The sequence below is a fragment of the Citrobacter sp. Cy070 genome (assembly GCF_030332245.1).
Lineage (GTDB): Bacteria > Pseudomonadota > Gammaproteobacteria > Enterobacterales > Enterobacteriaceae > Citrobacter > Citrobacter youngae.
The window spans coordinates 1-20,627 of record NZ_JAOWIG010000070.1 but is presented as its reverse complement, the minus strand read 5'-3'; the positions used below and the strand labels follow the sequence as shown (position 1 = coordinate 20,627).

Genomic DNA, 20,627 nt, shown 5'->3' with positions numbered 1-20,627 from the left:
TTTTGTCTTATTCAAAGGCCTTACATTTCAAAAACTCTGCTTACCAGGCGCATTTCGCCCAGGGGATCACCATAATAAAATGCTGAGGCCTGGCCTTTGCGTAGTGCACGCATCACCTCAATACCTTTGATGGTGGCGTAAGCCGTCTTCATGGATTTAAATCCCAGCGTGGCGCCGATTATCCGTTTCAGTTTGCCATGATCGCATTCAATCACGTTGTTCCGGTACTTAATCTGTCGGTGTTCAACGTCAGACGGGCACCGGCCTTCGCGTTTGAGCAGAGCAAGCGCGCGACCATAGGCGGGCGCTTTATCCGTGTTGATGAATCGCGGGATCTGCCACTTCTTCACGTTGTTGAGGATTTTACCCAGAAACCGGTATGCAGCTTTGCTGTTACGACGGGAGGAGAGATAAAAATCGACAGTGCGGCCCCGGCTGTCGACGGCCCGGTACAGATACGCCCAGCGGCCATTGACCTTCACGTAGGTTTCATCCATGTGCCACGGGCAAAGATCGGAAGGGTTACGCCAGTACCAGCGCAGCCGTTTTTCCATTTCAGGCGCATAACGCTGAACCCAGCGGTAAATCGTGGAGTGATCGACATTCACTCCGCGTTCAGCCAGCATCTCCTGCAGCTCACGGTAACTGATGCCGTATTTGCAGTACCAGCGTACGGCCCACAGAATGATGTCACGCTGAAAATGCCGGCCTTTGAATGGGTTCATGTGCAGCTCCATCAGCAAAAGGGGATGATAAGTTTATCACCACCGACTATTTGCAACAGTGCCCTCGAAAATAGTTCTTGAAATTCTATTCTTGATTGCATATCATCTCAACGAGTTTCGATAAGAAAGGATGCGCATGCGACCGTCTGTTGTGCTTGACATGAAGCGAAGCGCAGTGCGTGAAGCGGTAGGCCGCTTTCGCGCCGCGAACCCGCGCGTCTTCGGCTCGGTGCTGCATGGCACCGACCGGGATGGCAGCGACCTCGACCTGTTGGTCGATGCGCTGCCCGGTGCCACGTTGTTGGACTTGGGCGATTTGGAAGAAGAACTGAAATCGCTGCTCGGCGTTGACGTCGATCTGCTGACTCCCGGCGACCTGCCGCCGAAGTTCCGGGCCAAGGTGCTCGCGGAGGCGCAACCGATATGAGCGAGAACCGCCTGCCCGATTACCTCGACCACATTCAGCAGGCCGCAACCGATGCGCGCAGCTTCGTGGAAGGGATGGCCAAGGACGACTTCTTGGCCGACAAGCGCACCCAGCAGGCCGTCATCATGAGCCTGATCGTCATCGGCGAGGCGGCCACAAAGGTGATGGATGGCTACGTCGAGTTCACCCAGGCGCATGCCGACGTGCCGTGGCGCAGCATGCGCAATATGCGTAATCGCATGGCTCACGGCTATTTCGACATCAACCTCGATGTGGTGTGGGAGACGGTACAGGAATGGCTGCCGGCGTTGCTCCAGCAATTGCCCGCCGTGCGTCAGGATGCCGACGATGAAGACCGTAACGACAACTGTGAAAGAGGGATCTCCGATGACTGTTGAATCGAGAATATTTTCTGTAGCCGAGTATGTTCAGCCGTCCGAAGGCGAGCCTATTCGTTCCGTTGTGCTTGAAACCCGAGACTCAATTATCGTGGTTTGGCATGTCCATCCCGGGCAGGAAATTGCGGCTCACATTCATCCTCACGGCCAAGACACGTGGACTGTTTTGTCGGGAATGGCTGATTACTTTCAGGGCAATGGGATTGTTCGTGCCCTCAGGGAAGGTGAGATAGCCGTGGCAAGACCGGGCCAAGTGCACGGGGCGCGAAATACAGGTACCGAGCCATTTGTGTTAGTCTCGGTTGTGGCATCAGCCAATGCCGGTTTCGTATTGGCTGAGCGATAGAGCCCAATCTCTGGAGTTGGTCCAATGAGCGGTCGGGGAGATAGGTAACAGACATGCAGCGGACACGGCTGCTAAACCAGGTCGCAAACCTCCTTGCGTCGCAGCGTGCCGCAAGCGACGCGATCAATCGAATGGGGTCGGCATGAGACTGAACACCATCCAGTTCCCGACCGCGTAGCCGCCTGTCCTGCCGATCAGGTCTTGACCATCGACGCCTGGGATCAGTCCTGAATGTTCTTGGAGACCACTACGTTATGAGCCGCAGCCGCCGCAAAACACCCATCGTCGGGCACACGACCTGCGGCAGCGAGCGCGAGGACAAGAAGCTCTGGCATCAGCGCTGGCGCACCCGTGAGCGCACGGCGCTGACCAGCGCGTCGCCCGAAGCCCTGAGCGCCCATCTGCCCCTGCTGGAAAACCAGGCCAGCAGCGTCTGGTCGATGGGCAAGGATGGCCGCTCCTACTGGCCCGTCAAGCGCCAGGCCGCCACGGCGGATCGCATCGCCAATCACAAGGGACGCAACCCGCAAGAACGCGCCTCCCTGAAAAAGCGCCTGCTGCGCAAGTGGATGAGCAAATGAAGCTCTCCTTCCATCAGCACATTGCGCTGTTCTGGATGATCGGTGCTCCGGGCGTCTTCGCGCCCGTGATCGAGAACGCCAAGCGGCCCGATGCCGGCGCCGTCATGGCGTGGGGTGTCGCGATCGTGGCGGTGATGATCCTCTTCACCCCTTTGCTGCTGCGCTGTCCACCATTCCGGCGCTGGTATGGCCGGACGGATGCGCTGTCGGAGCGGCAGCGCCAGGCGCTTGCCGAGCGCGGCCTGCGCCGCTACTACCAGACCGCTTTCGATGACGGCTACGTGCCCCGCGTGATGCCCTACGTGTGGCGCATCATCTGGACGGTCGGCGGGTTGATGGCTGTGACCGCCGTACTGCCTACCAACACCGGACGGCCAGCCTTCGATGCCTTGGTGGTCTTCTCGACCTGGTATCCGATAGGCGTGATGCTGCTGGTTTTCGCGTCGAGGCCCCTTGGCCGGTTGATTCGCCAAAGAGCACAGGAGCGGCGGAAATGAGCACGTCAACCATCGAGGCGCTGGCCAGCGCCTGGGCAAGGATTGCCGAGGAAGCGGAATTCCCCGCTGACTACGAGGGGACTGCCACACCACAAGCGCATCGGGCTAGCGAAGCTATTCAGGAGCAGATTCGGGAGCGCATCGTCGCCACCAACGACATGCGGCTGTTCAGCCTGCTGCACCTGCTGGGTCAGGCGTCGCTGCGCATGGAGCAAGCGCTGTGGCCGGAGGATTACGAGCGGATGACGCGCGAGGTTGAGGAAGCCCTGCGGCAAGCCACCGACGCCAACGCCAGATCGTACACCCACGAAGAAGTGATGCAGGCGATGCAGGAACGCATCGACCGGGCGCGAGACAAGCCATGTTGATTGGCTATGCGCGCGTCTCGACGCAGGATCAGAACCTGGAGCTGCAACGCGAAGCCTTGAGCAAGGCCGGATGTAAAAAGGTCTTCGAGGACAAGGTGAGTGGCACGCGGGCAGACCGGCCTGGCTTGGCCAAGACGCTCGAAATGCTGCGCGAAGGCGATACTTTGGTCGTCTGGAAGCTCGACCGGCTGGGCCGGTCGGTCAAGCAACTGGTCGATCTGGTCGGCGATCTGCACAAGCACGGTGTCCAGTTCAGGAGCCTCACCGACTCCATCGACACCGGCACACCATCCGGGCGGTTCTTCTTCCACGTCATGGCGAGCCTTGCCGAAATGGAGCGCGAGCTGACCGTCGAGCGCACCCGCGCCGGGCTGGAAGTCGCCAAGCAGCTCGGCCGCAAAGGCGGCCGCAAGCCGAAGATGACCGACAGCAAGATCGAGTCGGCCAAGAAGCTGCTGGCCAGCGGGGTGCCGCCCAAGGACGTGGCCAAGAACCTCGGCGTGTCCATTCCGACGCTGTACCGCTGGGTGCCAGCCTCCACGCACGCTTAGCGTGCTTTATTTTCCGTTTTCTGAGACGACCCCCACTACAAAAGAGCCTGTAAATTATTTTGTGTAAGTTCCATTTTTTATAAATGATCTTTTAATCGATCATCGAACTGAATCGTAAACCAATTCATTGCTAAACGCCAATTTTGAATTGGCATCGTCCATTTCTTCGCAGCATTTGATGTTGCTAAGTAAATGACCTTCTTTACTGAGTCATCAGATGAAAAGATTTTCCTTTTCTTCGTTGAATGGCGTATTACGCTATTCAACGACTCAATCGCATTTGTTGTATAAATTGCATGACGTATTTCGGCTGGATAGCTAAAGATCGTTCGGATATTTTCCCAATTGGCCCGCCAGGATTCTCCAATTTTGGGATACTGGTGATTCCATTGATCACAGAAGATGTCTAGGGATTTTAAAGCATTTTCCTCTGTACTTGCCTGATAAATCGCTTTCAGACCCGACGTAACAGCTTTGTAGTCTTTCCAGCTTACAAATCTCAGGCTATTGCGTACAACATGCACGATACACAGTTGAATATCAGTATGAGGGTAAACAGAGGCTATCGCGTCAGGGAAGCCTTTTAATCCATCTACACAGGCAACAAGAATGTCCTGTACTCCTCGATTTTTTAGCTCTGTCATGACTGACAGCCAGAATTTGGCACCTTCTGTCTGAGCAATCCACATACCCAGTAATTCTTTTTGCCCATCCATATTGATGCCTAAAGCAAGGTATACGGACTTGTTAATCACATTGGAGTGCTGACGGACTTTGACAACAATACAGTCAAGATAGACAACAGGATAAAGGCTATCTAAGGCTCTATTTTGCCACTCAGTCACTTGCTCAATCACAGCATCGGTAACTTTGCTGATGAGAGATGCTGACACATCGGCATCGTACATTTCTTTGAAGAAGGCTACAATTTCCCTATTAGTCATTCCTTTTGCATACAGTGAGAGGATTTGGTCATCCATACTGGTGATGCGTGTTTGGTGCTTTTTGATAATTTGTGGCTCAAATGAACCTTCTCGATCACGGGGAATATCTAAAGCCAGTTGTCCATCTTGAGTTGTAATGGTTTTAGAACTAAACCCATTACGGCTATTTGAGCCTTTCTTGGGCTGATGCTTTTCATAACCGAGATGGTCTGAAAGTTCAGTATTGAGTGCAGTTTCAATCATGAATTTTTTAAAGACTGCTGTCATTTGGTTTAAGTCTTCTGGTGTTTTTAGACCTTTAGCCAATTCGGCAGCCATACTTTTGATTGTTGCTTCATCCATGTGAAGTACCTTTTGTAATTATCCTCTGAAGGATAAATGAAAATTAAGTACTTACACAAAATTTAGAACAGTCCCCTACAAAATCCATAAAATTTAAGACTTTATCTTTCTCTTAACGCTTCTCTGGCTTTATTGAATGGCTTAATCAAATAGTCCAGCACTGTTTTCTGTCCAGTGCGAATATCAACTGTCGCCACCATTCCAGGCGTAATCGCAAAAGTCTTACCCTGTTTATTTCGCAGCTTATCTGAATCAGTGCGAATATAAACCCGATAGTAAAATTGATCCTGTTTAACTTCATCTCGAATCGTATCAGGAGATATCACGGTCACTTTGCCATGTAATCCGCCATATATCGCATAATCGTACGCTGTAATTTTGACTAAAGCTTGTTGGTTTGGACGAATAAAGGCAATATCTCTTGGCGAAATTCTAGCTTCGATCAGAAGCTGTTCATCTAACGGCACAATCGTCATAATCTTGCCATTAGGAGGAATTACGCCACCTAAAGTCATTACATCGATTTCTTTTACCACACCGCGAACAGGCGCTCTAAAGACTGTACGATTTAATGTATCTGATTTTCCTTTCACAATCTGCCGTTGTGTTTCTACGTCGGTATTGGCTTTGGATAATTCTTCCCTTGCTTTTACATAATACTGACTACGTGTATCATTAATTTGCTTTTGTAAATCAGAAGCTTGACGTTTTAACCTTAAAACCTCTACCTCACTTGCAGCTCCTTTAGCAACTAACGGCTCAGTCATTCTTAGCTCTTGCTGTACCAATGTTAAAGAAGTCGTTAGATCTGATATTGACTCTTCTAAATTTTTCCGTCGTGTATTATACAACTGTGTTTCTTCACGAACCAATTGCGAATCTTTTTGAACTATCTCGGGAAATTGTAATGCAGTTCCATTTACTTCTGCCCGTAAACGTGCCGAAGTGGCCAATGAAGAAACGAGCAAAGACTGCGATTCACCTACATTAGATGCAAAGCGAGTCGGATCAAGTTGTGCCAATATGGTGCCTTTTTCTACAATATCACCTTCTTTAACATCGAGTTTGGTCAAAATACCACCCTCTAATGACTGAATAATTTGCTCTTTAGAAGATGGAATAACTTTACCCGTACCTGTAGAAACTTCTTCCAATTTAAATAAAGCAGCCCATATAAAGAACACCAAAAGTCCTAAGCCAATAATCCAGATGACCATACTCGATTTAGGTAAAGGTGGTTCATGAAATGAAGCTTTAGCAGGACGTTTTGTTTGTTGTGGTTGTTCATTCATTATTGTGCCCCACTGGATGGATGAGTTTGATTATTTGATTGACTCAAAATCTGATCGCGTGGACCATCCATCACAATTTTCCCCTCATTCATGACAATAATTCGATCAACTAATGCCAAAACAGCTCGCCGATGAGTTGCAACAATTAAAGTCCGATGCCCCATCCAATTCATTAGATGATCAATAAATTGTTTTTCTGCTACATCATCAATCGACGCTGTTGGCTCATCTAACAATACAATATTAGGTTGGCGAATAAGCAAGCGTGACAGCAACAAAGCCTGCCGTTGTCCACCAGAGAAACCTAAGCCACCCTCAAGTACAAGATGATCAAGACCTTCTTTTTTATCTTGTACAAATGACCAAGCTCCTGTCATTTTGAGCGCCTGAATCAAGTCATCATCTGAGGCTAAAGGTGCGCCTAAAGTTAGGTTTTCCCTGATTGTGCCATAAAACAAATGCGCACTCTGATTAAGTAACCCTGTATCACGACGAATATCAGCAGGATCAATCAGTGATAAATCAAGACCATCAAGATAAATATTACCTTGCTGCGGCATTTGCATGCCTGATAATAATTGCAATAATGTGGATTTCCCCGCGCCATTTCGGCCTAAAATTGCAATTTTCTCTCCCGCCCGAATTGCTAGTTGAGCAATCGCTAGATTGGGTTTTGCATCATCTTGATTATATTTAAATAAAGTGCCATTCAATTGATAATCACCCAACAATACTGAGCGATGGATCAAATGCGCCCGATCAGGTTGGTCAACTGGCTTTTTCATTAACTCATCAAGACTACTTTTTGCGACTTTGGCTTGCTGTAAACGTCCCAAAACACCCGTAATTTGTGCAATTGGTGCCAACATTCGTGAAGATAAAATTGAGCATGCAACCAATGCACCTGTGGTCATTTCTCCACTAATCACGGCAAAACAGCCAACAAGTACCACAAGAGCATAAGTCAGACCTTGGACTTTTTGCGTCCATGCAGTCATCACGCCCACTATTTTACGCTGCTTCATACTAATATCGGCAGACATTTCATTCATATGATTCCATTGATTCTGGAATCTGGATTCAGCGCGTAACAGCTTAATGTCCTCTATGCCTTGCACTGATTCCACCAATATTGCATTACGAATCGAAGACTCACGCATTCCCTCTCTGGCAAGTTTAGCCAGTGGTCTTTGTGCCAATATGGCTGGAATAATCATAAGCGGTACAACAAGTACCATGACCCAGAAAAGATTGCCGCCAATGATCCAGAATATAACCAAAAATAAAAAGAAAAATGGCAAGTCGGCAATGGCGCTAATCGTCGTTGAGGTGACTAGCTCCCGCACCCCTTCCAACTCCCGAATTTGGGAAATAAAAGTACCTGTTGATTTGGAACGCTCACTATTTTTAATTCTGAGCGTATGACCAAAAACCCGATCTGAAATACGCAAGTCTGCTCGTTTACCAATAATATCTGATAAATAGATACGCGCTACACGTAAAACAAATTCAAAAATTGCCGCAATCAATACACCACCTGCCAACACCCATAACGTAGGAATTGACTGAGAAGGCACGACTCGATCATAGACTTGCATTGAAAATATAATGGTTGCCAGTGCCAGAATATTTGCAATTAATGATGCAAACATAATATCGATATATCGTTTCCAGTCACGTAACACGATCGACCAGAACCAACTACTCTCATAAGGTTTGATATATTCATCAATACGCGCATCTGCAACTGATTTTTCAGGTCGCAGGATATAACCCCTTTCAATTTCATGTTGAAGGTCAGAAGCAACAAAACTTTGCGCAAGCCCCTGATCACCACTCATCTGGATACTGACATTATGATCGACATCTGCCTGATCAACCACACCAACTTGACCATCCTTGAATACCACGATGACTGGTAAACGCCATGGATTAAGCATCTCTTTTGAAAATTTACTTTTACGTACACTTAAGCCAATCTGACGTGCAATCGTTTTCACGACCTCATCTGCTGCACTAGCCCCTGCCCAATCCATCTGCAAACGGATACGTTCTTCAGAGGTTTCGATACGATAATGTTTGGCAATCAATAAAATTGCCTGAAGATATGGCTGGTAATTCATCGTACTCATGGCTGAACCTTAACCCCCTGAATGGATAGACGATTAAGATGATAAACATCTCGTGATTGACCTGTAGTCGAGATAAGTTGGACTAGATTTGCATAAATATCATAACGATTATTTTCAATTTCCATATTTGCACTATGAATGGCTTGTTCAGCATTAAGTAAGTCCACTACTGTCCGCGTACCAAGCTTATATTGCTCCTGATATAATTCTTTTGTTCTGGTGGTGGTTGATTGTCTGGCAACCAAAACCTGCATCTGCCGTTGTTTATTTGTGACTTGTTCCTCAGTCATGCGAATCTGTTCCAGAATATCCATATAACTATTTTGTACTTTGGCTTTGGCAGCTTCTACTGCATAACTTGCAGCGCGACTTTGCGCCCCCACTGATCCACCCTGAAAGAAGTTACTGCTTACTTCAAATTTAATTGAACTATCAAATCCGTCATCCTTGTTATTGTTTGGATTGACACCATTCAGTGCCTGACTTAGCGTTCCAACTAAATTTAAAGTAGGGTAACGACTGAGATCTGTCTGAGTTTTCTGTGCTTTTGCGACATTTACTTCTGCTTGAGCAGACATAATCGTAGGAATCGTATTGATTTTAGGTGCTTCAAAAATCTTTGATTCAGTGACTACATTTTCAGGTATTTTCCAGTTGATCCGACTGATATCAAAGCCCAGTAAAGTCCGTAATTTTTGTTGATACAGTCTTAATTGTGTTTGTTGAGCAATTAAATTTGATTGGGAAGCTTCAAGATACGACTTCGCCTGCACGGGATCTGCCTGACTGCTAATGCCAGCATTTGCACGCAAATTGGCAATCTCAGCAATACGTGCAATCCCATCTACTTGCTGCTGTGCAATGCGACAGACTTCCTCATAGCGTTTTAGATTCACGATTGCACTTGCAACCTCAAGTGCAACCTCATCAATCTTGACCAGCACTTGCGCCTGCTGCAATGCTAATCTGGCTTTTTGAATATCCACACTGGATTCGACCTTACCAAAATCATAGACCATCTGTGTCGCATTAAGACTTAATAACTGCCGACCGCGTTCGCCAGAAGTCATATCTCCAGTCGAAATACCACCCGATAATTGAGGATAATATGCAGCTTTAGCCACATCAATATTGGCATTTTGAGAAGCAAGACTCGCAATATTTTGACTAATTTCAGGATGTCGCTGAACCGCAATTTTCACTGCCTCAGAAATATCAAGCGTTCTTGAAGTGGGGCTTACCAAGCTCAATCCCGCAGTATTGACCGTATTGGAATGTGTTGAACCGATAACAGGAAGTTCATCAAAATTTGAGGTATCGACATCAAAATTTGAGAGCTGTTTAAGATCTACTTTATTAAAATGATCATCCGATTTTGGGGTAAATACACCTTGTAAATTATCTTTTAACGAAGTTGCAATTTCCTGACCAGACGCTGCATAAAGTAAAGGCATATAAAGGCTAAGAAGTGAACATAAACTCGTCTTTATTAATACATCCCGTTTATTCATGATATTGTTTCACGACTATAATAATGATGAGGAAAATCAAAACTCAAGCATTGTACTGGAATTTTGTTTTGCCATTAAATGATTTAGCGAAATTATTCACATCTAGCATAAAAATTGCCCCACGGATGGGGCAACTTTTATTCATCAACACGATAAGTTAGCCAATCGTAATTTGATGATTATTTAACAGCTCTGCAAGCGTTACATTCGAAGTTTGATGTTCTAAGACCAAAAGATCCTGATAATTTGAACCATTTGCTTCACCATCACGATCTACTTTCACGGTTGCAGATTCAGTTGCTGCATCATAGTCAACCTTAATGAATTTTTCGACTTGTGAAAGATGAGATGATGTCAAATCACTATCACTAAGCAAATCATTAAAGAATTCTGATGAGAATTGAATCGTTTCGGCATTGCTATCTGTTGCGGTAGAACCAAAACCGAAATCTGTCCAATGATCAATACCATGCCCCGCTTTGGCATCACTCGCATCTAGCACATTATAAATCAATGTATCGTGACCCTGACCCGTCGTAATGGTATCGTTACCCGCTTTGGCCACAATCACATCATCCGAACTGGTTTCAGCTACGCTGAAGCTTCTCGCTGATAATGGATTTACTCCAGATTGGGTATGAACATTTTCACTCACCAGCAAAGTGACAGCCGTACCCGATACGGTACTGGTGTATGTCACATAACCATTATTGGTTGCACTTTGTGTCCAGCCTGAACCAAGTCCAACAGTATCCTCAGCAGTACCATTGATCTTCAAGGTATGTGCCGCATCAGTCATGGTCAATACATGTGATGCTGTCAGGCTAGTGATATTATTTGCTCCATTTACAGACAAATCCAGCACTTCAACATTCTGCAGATTTGCTGCCAAAGTAGCACCTGATACAGTTTCACCAGAACGGAGCTGAATCGTATCTGTACCTGCTCCAGCATTAATACTACTTGCTGTATATAGCAAGGTATCATTACCTGTTGTAGCCTGTTGGTCCGTCATATTTACAGTAATGTTCGCAGAAACATGAGCAGATGCACTATTTCCAGCACCACTTTCAACTGTCCATGCTTCTACCCCGATTTGTGTACCTGTAGTCGCTGAATCCTGATCAGTTAAAGCTGCTTTCGCCTGTTTAAAGCCTAACTTATCTATATTGCTTTGGGTTAAACCTGTAATGGTATAAGTCGTACTTGATCCAGTTCCACTTACTGTAATTTGACTAGATGAAATCTGTACACCATCGATATAAAAAGAGGCATATTGACCCAGACCTGTGAGTTTAATGGTCATAGTTTCAGTACTGCTGTCATTTGCAACTGCTGAAACTTTTGGATCATGCATCGATGCATTCAGGGTAAGTGGAATAATCTCATTTTCTTTACCGAAAGTTTGAGTCGGTTTGATATCAACGCCATTGGCTACGGCATTAACCACCAAATCTCCAATGTCTTTGGTTTCAGTTAAAGGAGATAAGCTACTTTCACCAGAAGTTACAACCAACTGTAAGTTTTCAACAGTACCACTCCAGTGTATCGGCGATAATATCGCAACATAAGCTGGTAGTCCACCACTTTCTGAGAGTACCCAAGTGTTGGTTGTGCCATCACCACCTGCATTACTTGCAAGCGTTGCGGATGCCGCATCATTTCCGACATAAACCAAGAAGCCATTTGGAACATCAGATAGCACAATTGCACCATAAGACTCTGAACCTTCTGAATCGTTCAAACTCACGCTTAGTCCACCTGCACCAGTCAGCTCAATTGCATTTGACTCATTACCAATAAAGTTTTGTGAAACAACATTTACACCATTATTGATCCGTTGAACTTCCACAGAACCCGTGACACTGACTGCTTTAACATCTGCACCGTCTTCTTGTACGTTTGCATAAGCAGTAAATGATACATTACCTGGTACAGTTTTCTCACCATTTGGCATGGTATACGTTAAGTCTACTGTTCCGCCATTTTCACCAATGTCAATGACGTAGAAATCACCATCAGTTGTACCACCACCATCAATATCTACACTTTGTAAAACAAGTGGTGTTGTACTACCCGTGATGTATAGCTGACCACCTTCCATGGCATCGGTTGTATCAGCAGCATTGACTTGCACATACATTTTACCATCGACAACCTTACCAAAACTTCCATCGGCAGGGTCGAGTGTAATAGAACTTGTGATTGCTGTCGCACCCTCACCCACCATACTATCTCCAGACATGGTGAATATCGGATTATCCGTCACAGGAGCGATTGGAATCGTCATGTCTTGAATCGTTGCCTCTTTGGTAGTGCCACCCAAGACCGAAGTCGTAAGTGTCGCATCGAAATGGAACTGTCCTGATTGACCATTATCATTCCAGTCTGCTGGTGGCGTGATCACAATACTGTCTAACAGATTTTGCAAAGCAGCTTCGGCTTCGGCATCAGTGGCATTCGGATCTACCGTAACACTTGCTGTCCATACTGGGGTATCAGGGTTACCATCATTATTTGTATCGATCATGGTTTGTACCATACCATTGACGATTGTACCTGCTGGTAAATCTTTCAAGGTGACAGTAAACAAGTTGCTTGCCGAATTATCCTGAATGGTAATGGCTTGATCTACCACATCGCTTAATTTAAATGGTGTATCTTCCGTAGCAGATGCATCATTATATTGCCATTGGTCAATAAGCGGTGCTTTACTGCCTGGAGCCTCAGCAAAATCTGTATTTAGATACCATGTCACTGAATCAGATTTGATGTCTGTTATAGCAGTCAAATCAGACCCTAGATCTTGTGTCTGTACAGTTATCTTAATCGGATGGTCTGTTAAGCCACCCGCGTCGGAACCAATCTTGAAAGTGACTGGTACATCAATACCACCCTGTGCGTTGATTGAAGGTGCATTATTTGCCTGATAGACCAGTACCCATGTACCAGCACCTATCTGTTGAACATTTGCACCTTGTACAGTTACACCCTCTGGCACATTTTCGATCAAGATACGAACCACGTGTTCACTGCCATCATGGTCAATCGAAGCGACGTTCAGATTAACGGTCACAGTATCCGTTGCAGTCAGTGTTGCGGTGTCTGGAGTAGCATCATCATTTGCATGTTGATCTGATGATGAAGTGGTATTGCTTATTCCAGAAATACCAGTAACAGATAACTCAACAGCATCGGTAACTGCACTCGCCGTTAATTTTAATTCTCCATCTTTAACCACCGTGTCCGCTGGTGCGGTTTGCACCGAACCATAATGATTATCGGTCACTTCATATTTATAAGTGAAGAAGCCCTGATCACCATCAAGCTGATCACCACCTTTAGCTGCCAAGGTTTGAGCTTGTTCAGCAGTCAATTCGTAGTAGTCCACCCCATCAATGGTTTTGATTGGTAAGCCTGCATTACTTAAGAGAACAGCCGATGTGCCTGTACCTAGATATAAAGTATAGTTTGCACCTGCCGCCTGATTCTGTGCAATCCAAACATGTCCCAAAGTTTCGTCATTGTCACCATTTACATGAACAATGCCAAAATTCAGGGTCGTAATTTCATCTTCAACCAGTGTCGCACTGGTCGTTGCTTCTGCTTCGGCAGAAGGTGTCACTGTGAAATTAACGTCAGTTAATGCACCAGTTTTGGAATCACCATCATTTTCAGTAGAAACGCCTGCAACTTTGAAATTCACATTGCCACTGTAATTCTCTGGTACTGTGATAAATACATTATTTAAATCTGTTGGTTTAATCACCCAGACACGTTCTTCACCTGTGCCAGTGACCAAAACAATGGCTCGTCCACCCAGATTGAAATCTTTGGCTAAGCCAGTGATACGAAGGTTAAAGCTTTCTGAGCCATCTGTATTATCAATCGATGAAACATTTTCAATCAAATTAGAGAGTGACACTTTATGCTGGGCAGTACCATCCAGATTAGCTTCAGTGGTTGTATAAGACTGTACACCAGACTGATTACTGTCATAATCTTTTAAGGTAATTGTCGGTGTATCTGCTACACCATAAACTGTAACAGGTATAGAGAGCGGACTAGATGAAGCAGATGTGACGCTACCATCCGTCGCCGTCGCAGTAACATTTAAGGTAAAGTTTACATTGCTGTTAAAAGGTGGAGTAATCGTCAGTGGCGTAGATGTACTAAAGTTAGAGATCGTGACTGAACCGTTAGTAATCGTTTGTTCTACGCCGCCATAGATAATTTTTGCACCAGCAGGAATATCTGAAATGGTGATATTAAAGGTTTCTGATGGATCAGAACTTCTTGGCGTAATAGACAGTGGGATTGGCGTATCTTCCAAACCAATCGCACGACCATTTAATGACAAGGTATTAATACCATCAGCAACAGGTGCGATGATAATACCTTCTAACCAAGCTTCACCTGATACTGCTGTCGCTGGTGTACCCGTCCCTTCATTGTCATCATCATAGTCTACTGTATAAGCTTCAACTTTGATTTTAAAGGTACCCGATACACTTTCAGGAGCCAAGAACTGTAATGTTGACAATGCACTAACAGGTACATCAATTGGTGTGCCTGTATAAGTTGCAGTATAGTCAACACCAGAAACTGTCCATTTGAATTGTGATCCGATGACTGTCGCATAGCTATCCCCTGAAACTAACTCAGGCGTTAAATGTGCATAAGTCAGTTCATCTGCGTCCTGATTCGTCCAGTCATTGGCAAGGTTAAATCCACTGTCAGTACCCAGTGTATACCATGTGTCTTCTGCACCTGCTGTCGTGTAAGTGTGACCACCTGTCATGGTCAGGTCAGCTGTACCATCGTTGTCAGAATCACCTGAACCAGGAATATTACCAATGATTTCAGCAACAGGATTTACAGTGACTTTTACATCAAGTGGTTTAGTCTGGGTATTTGTATCAGAACCATTAGTATCTGTTGATGTAATATTAAGTTGAATCGTTGCATCTTTACTGCTATTGGCTGGCGGCAAGATTGTGAAACTGTCCAAGATAGCCTCACGTTGCACTTCATTCAAGGTATTGTCAAAAGTGATGGTATATGGAGATCCACTCGAACCATCTCCACTTACACTCCACCCTCCATTATTACTTGGAGCAGTCACTAGCCAGCCTGTAGGAATTTCAAATGCGACTTGTGTAATGACTTCTGTACCAGTACCCGTATCCGTCACTCTTACATTTTGCAGGAAAGCAACTGCTGTGTCTTCATTGGTAGAAACATCACCTGCTGCGACATCACCTGCTACTGGCGTAACATGTAGATTTAAATAAACACTGTCAGTAATTTCAGTTCCAGTAGTCGGCCCATTACCTACACCATCACTATCTTGGTCCTGCGCATGTAGCGTGATCTGGATATTGTTAATGTCACCACTAAAGTCTTTTGGTGGTGTCACTGTAATCGATGGTAAGCTTGGTGAAACGCCATTGTAATTATTTGGGATGTCTATTCGATAGCCATCCGACGATTCTGTTGCAGTAATGGTGTGAGGCTGTCCACCTACAGTTAAGGTTGTACCTTCTGGTAGCCCCGTAATGGTCATCCAGCGTTGCTCACTACCGTCGATGTCAGCAGTCGTGTTGTTATCGCCAGTAGTCGCTAATGTCACTTTCAACAAATTAGTCAAATTAAGTGCAGTATCTTCCGCAATGGTTTGAACCACAGGTGCTGCACTGCTTGTATCAACAAAACTATTGCCATCTGAAATTTTCAGATCGATACCGTCCGTAACCGCCTGAACATTGACCACGACTGTTGCAGTACTGGTTGCACCGTTAACACCAGAAACTTTAGTACCGCTATCGTTAACTTCATAACTGGTTACACTTACCGTTACGGTAAAGTTGGCATGACTTTCCGCAGGTGGTAAAACCTTTAATGCTTCAAACTCAGCAGACGTCATCTCCAAAGCATTTGCTGGTTTGGTTTCATCAGTCGGATGATTAACATCGGTTAACCAAATGGAGATATTGCCGCCATTCGATGTGAATAATGTAGCATCAGTACCAGATAAGAGCGCTGCGCCAGCAGGAATACCGCTTAAGGTAATCACGCCTAGACGTTCTGGGCTATCACCCGTTGTTGTATTGCCATTTTGATCAATAGCATCGATTACACGTGGTGCTTTCAGACCCAATATAACAGCCGTATCTTCATTCGTAGTCACATTTGCTAGTGTTACATTACCACCCACACCCGTTGTTCCGGCTAAATTTGGTGCATCTGCGACTGGATTTACATTTACAGTCACATTGGTTGTTGTGGTTTGCCCACTGTCATCAGTAACTAGTACTTTAAATGTATCGGGACTGGTCGAAGAGCTTCCATCATAGTTACTATAGTTATCGGCAGGTTTATAAGTAATTCGACCAGCCTCATCTACAGTCACAGTGCCATGTGCAACACTGAAACTTTTGCTTCCATTACCGTTATCTGTTCCAGCAATGGTATTACCATTAGCATCCTGAATGGTAATATTCTCAAGTCGTGAATCAGCTGAGGTGGTGAACGGACCATAACTATGATCCTCATCCATCGTGATCACAATCTCAGTTTTTGGTGCATCATCAATCACTTGAACAACGAAACTACCAGATGCCGTATCGCCATCACCATCTTTGGCAATAAAGTCAAAATTCAGATTCAATGGTGTAGTATGACTTGGATGGTTTAATGAACCCAATAGTTCAAAGGTATATTTGCCTGTAGTCGTATCCAAAGTGACTTTGAACACATCACTGCCGCCACGCGTGGCTGTCAGTACGTTACCTGCCGCATTAATACTAAAGCTTATACCGCTATTACCTGTACTATCTAGCACTGCCTTTAAAGCAGTTTGATTTGCAGCAAAGCTTAAACCACCGCCATTACCTGAACCGTCCTGACCATAACTCACACTCAAATTGCCTTCTGCGGTGAGTAACGATGTGTTTGGTTCACTTCCTGTCGCTAGACCTTTTTCATCTACAGAAGTTACTGCTGGCGCAGAACCAATTGATGGCCCATCATCCTTAAAGATAAAACGATCACCTACCGCAACAGGATCACTGGTGACCGCATCACCATCACCATCTGTAGCAGTTGCAGTTAGGGTAATTAAACCTGCATTGCTGATAGAAAGACTTTCATCATAAGAAGAACCGCCCACGGGATGTTTAAGTGCTTCTGATTGAGTTAAGGTAACAGCACCCGTGGTCGGATCAATGGAGATACGAAATACCACATCGCCTGATGCACTACCCGCACGTCCTTCAATCTGATTACCTACTTTATACAGCAAGACATTTTGGCCGCTGGTGGTATCTAATCCGCTATCCACACCATTGGAACTAATGTTAAGTGCATAAATCAACGCATTACTTGTAGCTTGACCATCTGCACCATACACAGGGGTGAATACATCTTTGACAAAATTAGCATCTGTTGCAGAAACAGAACCTGAGACAAAATTAGTTTCATCAACAGTTACACGACCAACATTTGCACCGTTCTCACTGATTTTAGGTTTATCGTCAACAATGCTAATAGTTATGGTATTAGTGACCGTATTGCCATATTGGTCTACAGCAGTGTAAGTGAAGCTATTGGTTTCATTGCCTGCTAAATCTTTGGTTGCTGAAGTTAAAGTAAAGCTATAAGTACCATCTGAATTGACGGTATACTTTCCATTTGCTGTAGTGCCTGTTTTTGCTTGTGCTGTCCAACCCGTCTGTAGATTCAAATCACCATTAATAATATTGCTAGAACTACTCGCATCTGTTCCCGCAGGCTGAGTACCATTGGCATCGATCCCATCCTCACGTACGCTACCCACTGTAGTTAATGGATTGACTGTAACATCCTGCACATTAATGGTAAGGGTAGATGTTTTTAAGTCACCATCAGCATCACGCACTGTATAAGTAAATACATCCTGTACATTGGCTGTTATTTTGTTTGGATCCGCTTTATAGCTATAACTACCATTGGCATTTAATGTAAGCGTACCATAATCACCTGTGATGCTTGTTCCTACTCCAGTACTCGAAGTTGTACCTGTATTGCCTTTAGCAACACCGACTACACCGCCACCAATAGCCCAACCATCTGCGCCTGACTGGTCGTTAGAAAGTACACCACTGGCTGCATCTTTGGTCAAAAGCGCGCCTTCTGTAACACTTCCTGTATCCGCTACGGTGATTGGTGCATCATCAACAATATTGATGACCAAATTCCCTGCTGTTGCACTATCTCCATCAGCATCCTTGATTTCAACAGCGAAAGTAGCTGTTGTATTATCGCCACTCGTTTTTGCAGGCAAGGTATAACTATAATAAATCGTCCCCGTTCCAGTTGCTGCATTGTATTCATAACGCGCAGTTAGACCATCTGAAAAGGTCTGATTCGTGGTAGTTAAAGTATGCCCACCCAGCTTGATTGCATCACTGACTGCCAGACCGTCTGGAGAGGTAAAGCTAATTGTGCCACTGGTGGTTTCTTTATTGGTTGAAGCTTCTGTACCATCATTTAAACCAGATTCATAGACTGTCGTTGTTGCACCACCAGCCGTTGGTATTGTGCTGGTCGGGGTTGCATCAGCAATGTTGATTGTCAATTGTGCTGTTGATGTGTCGTTATCGCCATCCGTTAAAGTATAAGTAAATACGTCACTTACACCACCAGCTGAACCTGCATTACGTGCATAACTATAACTACCATCAGAATGGATCGTTAATGTGCCATATTTACCAACAACCGTATAGTTACCAACTGGATCAATCGTGACATCTAACCCATTAGCAGTATCTGCTTTTACTGTAGTTACTCGTGCGCCATCTGCACCTTTCGTGTCATTGCTGACCACATTACCAGTAACTACTGCCAAACTACCTACAGGAATGCTATTGCTATCATTCACAGCAGTTGGAACATCATCAATCACTTGTACAACCAGACTACCTGTTGTGGTTACCCCTCCTGCATCTGTGACACTCAGTGGAATGCCACTCAGAAGTAAACCATCATTTCCAACAGCGCTATGTGTCTGGGCATTGTTCAAAGTATAGGTATAACTCAAACTACCTGAAGTTGGGATACCACCTACACTGCTATTTGCCGTAAAACCATTTAGAACGATGGTTCCACCAGCGACGTTGATCGCTGCCGATGGGTTGCTGCTACTCAGTGATTGTAATTGTGAAAGGCTAAAGGTCTGTCCGCCTATGTTAATACTGCTTAAGCCATCTCCTGCATTGATCTGAATCGTTCCACTGGCAGATTCGCTCGCTGCACTTGCATTGCTACCTGTACTTAGACCACTTTCATACACTGTAATCTGACCACCAACATTGTTTCCGTTCTCATCGTTCGGTGTAATGCTTGGTACGCCATCAGTATGTCCGTTAATGGTGATGGTTAATGTTGTGGTACTCCAGTCCCCATCTGCATCTTTAATGGTGTAGCTAAATGTTTCTGTGAGCTTGCCTCCATCTTTTAATGCATTCACGGTTGCGTTATTTGGGTCAACGGTATAGCTGTAACTACCCTCGCTATTGAGTATCAGTGTGCCGTAGTCACCTGCAAGTCCTGTTCCACCAACATTACCTGTTTGTTCTGTTGTTGAGCTTCCTTTGCTGACTCCTGTCACTTGTGTTGCATCTGCACCTAAACGGTCAGCAACATCTGTGCTGTTGCTACTGCCACCTGTGATCACGTTTCCTTCAAGTGCTGCACCGTCTTCTGTCACTGTGCCTGTGTCAGCTTTGGCTTCTGGGGCGGTATCTGTGATGAGAATAACCAGATTCGTCGCTGCTGAGCTTTCATTGGCATTGTCTGTCACTACAATTGGGAAAGTATCGCTTACGCTAGTATCACCACCGCTGTGGTCTTTGCTGCTGTCACTTTGTTGGTAGCTATAACTGACTTTGCCTGTTACTGGATCATAGTCGGTAAGGGTCAGTGTTCCCTCTGTACCTGCGATTGTTTTTGGTGTGGTCGGGGATAGATCCAAGAGTTCGCTGGTCAGAATGGTCGTGCCACCAATCGTGATAGATTTCAGTCCATCTGCTGCGTTGACGGTAAACTCGCCTTGTACTGGGGTCGTTGCATTTTCGGCAATGCTGTTCGCACCAAGCGCTGATCCATTATGATCAGTGATAACCACGTTAGGTGCGCCATCGGTATGTCCATTAATGGTGATGGTAATGGTCGCTGTCGATTTATCTCCATCTCCATCGGTAATGGTGTAGCTAAATACGTCTTGGAGGCTTTGGTTATCTTTAAGGGCATTTACATCCGTATTGTTATTATTTAATTGGTAGGTGTAACTACCGTCAGCACGGAGAATTAATGTTCCGTATTCTCCATTCACTGCTGTATTCAATGCGCCATTTGCTACGTGTTCACCTGACGCAACTGTTCCAGCCTGTACTCCACTGACGTTAGCTTTGTCTGCGCCTTGGGTATCAGCTGTATCTCCACTAGATACGCCTCCTGTCAGTACGTTGCCACT

At 45.4% G+C, this 20,627-nt stretch carries 13 protein-coding genes; 7 read left to right on the top strand and 6 right to left on the bottom strand.

Annotated elements, in window-relative coordinates; translation table 11 throughout:
• Nucleotides 1–20: 20 nt before the first annotated feature.
• Nucleotides 21–725, bottom strand: coding sequence for an IS6-like element IS26 family transposase (locus tag OGY19_RS13130; RefSeq protein ID WP_001067855.1), 705 nt, complete (start codon nucleotides 723–725; stop codon nucleotides 21–23).
• 160 nt (nucleotides 726–885) lie between these two features.
• Here OGY19_RS13130 and OGY19_RS13125 point away from each other — a divergent pair, with 160 nt between their 5' ends.
• The 7 genes from OGY19_RS13125 (at nucleotide 886) to OGY19_RS13095 (ending at nucleotide 3,893) form a co-directional block, all read left to right on the top strand.
• Nucleotides 886–1,152 (top strand): nucleotidyltransferase family protein, encoded by a 267-nt coding sequence (locus OGY19_RS13125; protein ID WP_016487057.1) that lies wholly within the window; start codon nucleotides 886–888, stop codon nucleotides 1,150–1,152.
• Nucleotides 1,149–1,550 (top strand): HepT-like ribonuclease domain-containing protein, encoded by a 402-nt coding sequence (locus OGY19_RS13120; protein WP_001293886.1) that lies wholly within the window; start codon nucleotides 1,149–1,151, stop codon nucleotides 1,548–1,550. The genes OGY19_RS13125 and OGY19_RS13120 overlap by 4 nt, the downstream gene beginning before the upstream one ends.
• Nucleotides 1,540–1,896, top strand: a complete 357-nt coding sequence (locus tag OGY19_RS13115) for a cupin domain-containing protein (protein ID WP_000215515.1) — start codon at nucleotides 1,540–1,542, stop codon at nucleotides 1,894–1,896. Before OGY19_RS13120 ends, OGY19_RS13115 begins: the two co-directional genes overlap by 11 nt.
• A 254-nt stretch (nucleotides 1,897–2,150) precedes the next feature.
• On the top strand, nucleotides 2,151–2,477 hold the full coding sequence (locus tag OGY19_RS13110; protein WP_003100858.1) for a hypothetical protein: 327 nt from the start codon (nucleotides 2,151–2,153) through the stop codon (nucleotides 2,475–2,477).
• Nucleotides 2,474–2,974 carry a hypothetical protein gene (locus OGY19_RS13105; protein ID WP_003100856.1) on the top strand — a complete coding sequence of 167 codons (501 nt, stop codon included), beginning with the start codon at nucleotides 2,474–2,476 and terminating at the stop codon, nucleotides 2,972–2,974. The genes OGY19_RS13110 and OGY19_RS13105 overlap by 4 nt, the downstream gene beginning before the upstream one ends.
• Nucleotides 2,971–3,342: a hypothetical protein gene (locus OGY19_RS13100; RefSeq protein WP_003100853.1), complete on the top strand. Its 372-nt coding sequence runs from the start codon at nucleotides 2,971–2,973 to the stop codon at nucleotides 3,340–3,342. Before OGY19_RS13105 ends, OGY19_RS13100 begins: the two co-directional genes overlap by 4 nt.
• Nucleotides 3,336–3,893 (top strand): recombinase family protein, encoded by a 558-nt coding sequence (locus tag OGY19_RS13095; RefSeq protein ID WP_003100847.1) that lies wholly within the window; start codon nucleotides 3,336–3,338, stop codon nucleotides 3,891–3,893. Before OGY19_RS13100 ends, OGY19_RS13095 begins: the two co-directional genes overlap by 7 nt.
• Before the next feature lie 77 nt (nucleotides 3,894–3,970).
• Here OGY19_RS13095 and OGY19_RS13090 read toward each other — a convergent pair whose 3' ends face one another.
• From OGY19_RS13090 to OGY19_RS24570, 5 genes are all read right to left on the bottom strand, one after another.
• Entirely contained in the window at nucleotides 3,971–5,179 is a 1,209-nt protein-coding gene (locus OGY19_RS13090; RefSeq protein WP_000343018.1) for an IS256-like element ISAba26 family transposase, read from the bottom strand.
• A 101-nt stretch (nucleotides 5,180–5,280) separates the two neighbouring features.
• Nucleotides 5,281–6,471, bottom strand: coding sequence for a beta-barrel domain-containing protein (locus OGY19_RS13085; protein ID WP_044112084.1), 1,191 nt, complete (start codon nucleotides 6,469–6,471; stop codon nucleotides 5,281–5,283).
• Entirely contained in the window at nucleotides 6,471–8,603 is a 2,133-nt protein-coding gene (locus OGY19_RS13080) for a type I secretion system permease/ATPase (protein WP_286596598.1), read from the bottom strand. Before OGY19_RS13080 ends, OGY19_RS13085 begins: the two co-directional genes overlap by 1 nt.
• Nucleotides 8,600–10,114 carry a TolC family outer membrane protein gene (locus tag OGY19_RS13075; protein WP_286596596.1) on the bottom strand — a complete coding sequence of 505 codons (1,515 nt, stop codon included), beginning with the start codon at nucleotides 10,112–10,114 and terminating at the stop codon, nucleotides 8,600–8,602. The genes OGY19_RS13080 and OGY19_RS13075 overlap by 4 nt, the downstream gene beginning before the upstream one ends.
• Nucleotides 10,115–10,271: 157 nt before the next feature.
• Entirely contained in the window at nucleotides 10,272–20,615 is a 10,344-nt protein-coding gene (locus OGY19_RS24570; RefSeq protein WP_502873220.1) for a cadherin-like domain-containing protein, read from the bottom strand.
• Nucleotides 20,616–20,627: the final 12 nt, after the last annotated feature.